Raw genomic sequence first — 4,080 nt, 5'->3', positions numbered from 1 at the left:
ATTCCCTTGCATCAAAGCAGCAACTCCATTTAAAGATCTAATTTCTGGCTGAGTGGCGTCCAGCTCCAAAGCAGACTTCAAAGCTATTTCTGCGGGCCCGGGATTTAAGTTATATAGATAAACAAAAGCCAAATAAGCATAGGCAAAGGGGTTTTGAGAATCTAATTCAGTCACCCTAGTCAAAGCAGCGATCGCTCCATCCGCATCCTGTTGTAAAACCCTGGCCAAACTTAACCCATAGAGCAACTCTAAATTATTGGGGTCTTGCTGCAAACGATATGCCAAAGTTTTTTCTGCTTGTTTGGTGTAATCTTGGACTGGATCGTACTGGTTAACTCGCCCCACTTCCTCAAATACGGTTTCCAAACCTTTTATTCCCAGAGGTAACTTTTGTCCCCACATCCGTAACTGTGTCACCAAATCTAATTCTGGTGCTGGTAATATTTCGGCCTGGGGGTCCACTTCAACACGCACGGGGGGTTGTATGGGAATAGGATAAGTTTCCCCAGTTTTCCGGTTAAGGTAAGTCGCTTCTAATATGTAATTTCCCGATGAAATATTGGCAGGGGGTAACATTCCTATTCTTTCAATAATTTCAAACCCAACCTCAGACTTATTTGCTGGAGACAGACCAGGGTATAAACTCCCCATTCCAATAGCGCGATCGTGAATGAAATGAGACACATTATTATCAGAAACTAATGGTTGAAGCAATGCGCGATCGATGTTTTCGTGGCGATAAGTTAACAACACTAAACCAGACTGTAATTCTTGCCAAGATCCAGACCATTTATAGGTAATAGGTATTGGCACTCCCGGTCGAATTTTTGGCGATAAAATTACATAGTCTAATTTGACTTTTTCCTGTGGTTTATTCAGAGGATGAACTTCTACAGGCAAAAACTGATTATGATAAAGATTTAAGTTGCTATTATCTGGCAACTGCCAACTTTTTTGTAGTTGAAAATTCGGGTTTTGTTTGATGGTATTAACAATAGCAGCTTGAGCTTTTTTAATTCTTTTGACCGAACCTTGGTCATTAGTTTTCGTGACAAACCAAGAGAGCGATCGCACATCTTGAGGTACTTGTTTTAAATTAGTTCCTACTTGCCTACCGTAAACCTGTAAATTTTGCAAAGCACCGTAATAATTTAAGTTATGTTGATTGATTTCTGGAGTGGAAGGTAAAACTCCTAAAGTTGACCGTAAATAGGGGTCAGTTTTGATAATTTCAGCAATTACTTTTTGATGAGGCCATTCTTTACCTAAATGAGCATAATAAACACTGCCAGGACTCAACCAGGCAGAAATTTTTCTGAAGAAAATTCCACCCACAGGCCAAATATTTAATACCATTAAAATAATAGCTAAACCAATAGTAAACCAGCGAATTTGTTTTCCTACTTTTCTGGGAAACTGCATTAAACCAAAGGCTAATAAAATTGATAAAATTGGCAGTAATGGCAAAGTGTAGCGGAAATCTTTATTGATATTGAGGGAGCAAATGAGATAACCGCCAATTAAAAATATAGTTAGCCATCGGCAAGAGTGAAAGTAATTTGATGATAATTTATCCTGTTTTTTGAATGACCGAATTAGGTAAAAAAATAATCCACCAATAGGAATAATTAACAGAGGCAAAGAAATATGATAAGGCAGCAGTTTCCAATAATAAAGCCAAGCATCCAAACTCAATAAATTGGGGTCGCCTTCAGCAATAGCAGAATCTACAGTTGCCCGCTTACCAGCAGTTAACATTAATAGCCAATTTGTTCTCGCCCAAGGGTAAAAAACTGCCACAGATAAACACAGAGAAAAAATGAGTTGAATTAACTTTTGCCACTGCCGTTTTCTGAGAATATTTACCCCTATCGAAAGTAATGGAATGAAGAGAAAAAATATCGTAGTTTGTTTAACTAAAATTGCAGCACCAAAAGCCAAACCAAAAGCAGTCGCCCAAAGCCAATTTTTTAGATTTAAAGATATAAGTAAATTATTTGCTACAGCAGATATTTTTGACATAAATTCATCGAAAATAAAGGCTTTTTCAGGATTAAAATTAAATTTTTCTATGTCAATTTTTCCCGTTTTATTTTCCCTGTTTACTGTTGCCTGTTGCCTATTAAAATTAAATTTTTCTATGTCAATTTTTCCCGTTTTATTTTCCCTGTTCCCTGTTCCCCATTCCCTATTCCCTATTCCCTGTTGCCTGTTGCCTGTTGCCTGTTGCCTATCCCAATACCAAAACGTCAAACAACAGAAACTTAAAGTTACCATTGCCGTGAGAGGATAGTCGAGTAAATACTGTAAACGATATCTATATAACCCTGGAAATAATATACATAAAACTGCTGCCCAAAAACCAACTTTTTGATTAAATAATTTGCTGCCTAAACTATAAACTGAAGTAAGTAAAATAGCACTAAAAAATAGATGTACTAATGTTGCTTGGTCAGCACCTCTACCAAAAATAACTTGAAATGGAACAGTAAGAATATAAGTCAACGGCGGAACCTTTGGCGAAAGTTCCCAAAAATGCTGCCACCATTCCCCAGAAAACAGTTGCACATTTTGAAAAGCACGCCAGTAAGTCAGGGAACCCGTAAGATAGTCAGCTTGATCCCAAGCAGGTACAGACTTATCAAAAGCAAACCAGAGGCGATCGCTCACCGCTGCGAATAACCATAGGATAGTTAAGGTAAGGATATGATTAATTTTAGGTTGTTCTTTTTCTTGGGCAATCATAAATTTCAGTTATCAGTTATCAGCAAAAATTGTAGGGTGCATATTTACGGCTAAAATTTAGACTGTGAAAGGGATTTTAACAATCGGTCGTAACGCACCATTTTAGTTGTATTGGCCTACCGCAAACTGCAGTACGAAAACTCAGCGGTGCGTTACGGCGCATAATACTTGACTGTTTAACCGTAGTTTGTAGTAAGCGCCCACACCCTACTGGACTACTCTTGTTCTAAACCTTCAGATAGTCGCCTAACAGCAAATTCCAACCCTGATAAATAATTAGAAATGGCATCCCAGACTCTCTCTAAATCAATACCATTCAAATAATCATGAACTAGAACATTTCTAAATCCAGATAATGCTCGCCAGTCCACATCCGGTGCATCTGCTTTTAAATCATCCGAAAGTTGTTGTGTAGACTCCGCCATTGTTTGCAATCTTCTTAATACCGCATCTTGCACCAAAGGATTATTCATAAAATTTTCCCTATTATTGCCTGTGTAATCTCGGATGCGGTCAATGCACTCCAAAATGTGGGTCAAATAAACGCGATCGCGCTCTGGGTTCATAAAGATTTAGCCTCCATCAATACCCGTTCCTTAATCAAAGGACTTAACCCCTTTTCCGTCACAATATCCACTCGACAACCCAATAAATCCTGCAAATCCATCAATAATCCACCGGGAAACCAAGGAGTAATTTTTTCCAAATCATAATCAATCAACAAATCAATATCACTGGTTTCTTTATCTTCTTCCCTTGCTACTGAACCAAACACCCGTAAATTAAAAGCCCCATGCTGTTCAGCAATCTTGAGAATTTCACCACGTTTTTCTTGTAATAATCTCATTAATGACATTGCTTTTCATTCCTGCTTTATAAAACTGAAATAACTTTAAGTATACAACATGAAATATTAGCCAAGTTTAATACAAATTATCAAAAATATTGCTATTTGTCAAAAATTATGTTATCAATTATCAATTATCCATCCCCAAAAACTATGACTGCAAAAGTTAACTATCCTCATATAAAAATAGAGGAAAATCAACCCCCACGACTACAAAGAATACCCAGAGTGCGCATTGCTCAAATTGTTATGGATTATTTAGCTTATGGATGGTCTGTTGACGAAATGTGTCGCCAACATCCTTATTTAATGCTTTCGGAAGCTCATGCAGCAATGGCATATTATTTTGACCATGAGGATGAGATTAATGCAGAAATTCGTCAGGAGTGGGAGCAAGTACAACAGGAAAAATCTGCTGCTTCTCCCTCACCCTTTTTAGTACGAATGCGTCTCAAGGGGTTACTATAAAAATGTCGGTGGCACTTTAC

At 37.7% G+C, this 4,080-nt stretch carries 4 protein-coding genes; 1 reads left to right on the top strand and 3 read right to left on the bottom strand.

The features are described 5' to 3' along the window. The 3 genes from AC3DU7_RS27240 to AC3DU7_RS27230 form a co-directional block, all read right to left on the bottom strand. On the bottom strand, positions 1-2,745 hold a 2,745-nt coding region (locus AC3DU7_RS27240), incomplete at its 3' end, for a hypothetical protein (protein ID WP_488042395.1). A gap of 215 nt (positions 2,746-2,960) precedes the next feature. Further along, entirely contained in the window at positions 2,961-3,311 is a 351-nt protein-coding gene (locus AC3DU7_RS27235; protein ID WP_488042394.1) for a HepT-like ribonuclease domain-containing protein, read from the bottom strand. Next, positions 3,308-3,601, bottom strand: coding sequence for a nucleotidyltransferase family protein (locus AC3DU7_RS27230; RefSeq protein WP_488042393.1), 294 nt, complete (start codon positions 3,599-3,601; stop codon positions 3,308-3,310). The genes AC3DU7_RS27235 and AC3DU7_RS27230 overlap by 4 nt, the downstream gene beginning before the upstream one ends. Before the next feature lie 108 nt (positions 3,602-3,709). Between AC3DU7_RS27230 and AC3DU7_RS27225 the strand changes: the two genes are divergently transcribed. Further along, positions 3,710-4,060: a DUF433 domain-containing protein gene (locus AC3DU7_RS27225; protein ID WP_488042392.1), complete on the top strand. Its 351-nt coding sequence runs from the start codon at positions 3,710-3,712 to the stop codon at positions 4,058-4,060. Positions 4,061-4,080 lie beyond the last annotated feature (20 nt).

This window comes from Okeania sp., assembly GCF_983059655.1.
Note: the sequence above shows the minus strand (reverse complement) of the source record. Positions and strands in the feature narration are given on the sequence as shown.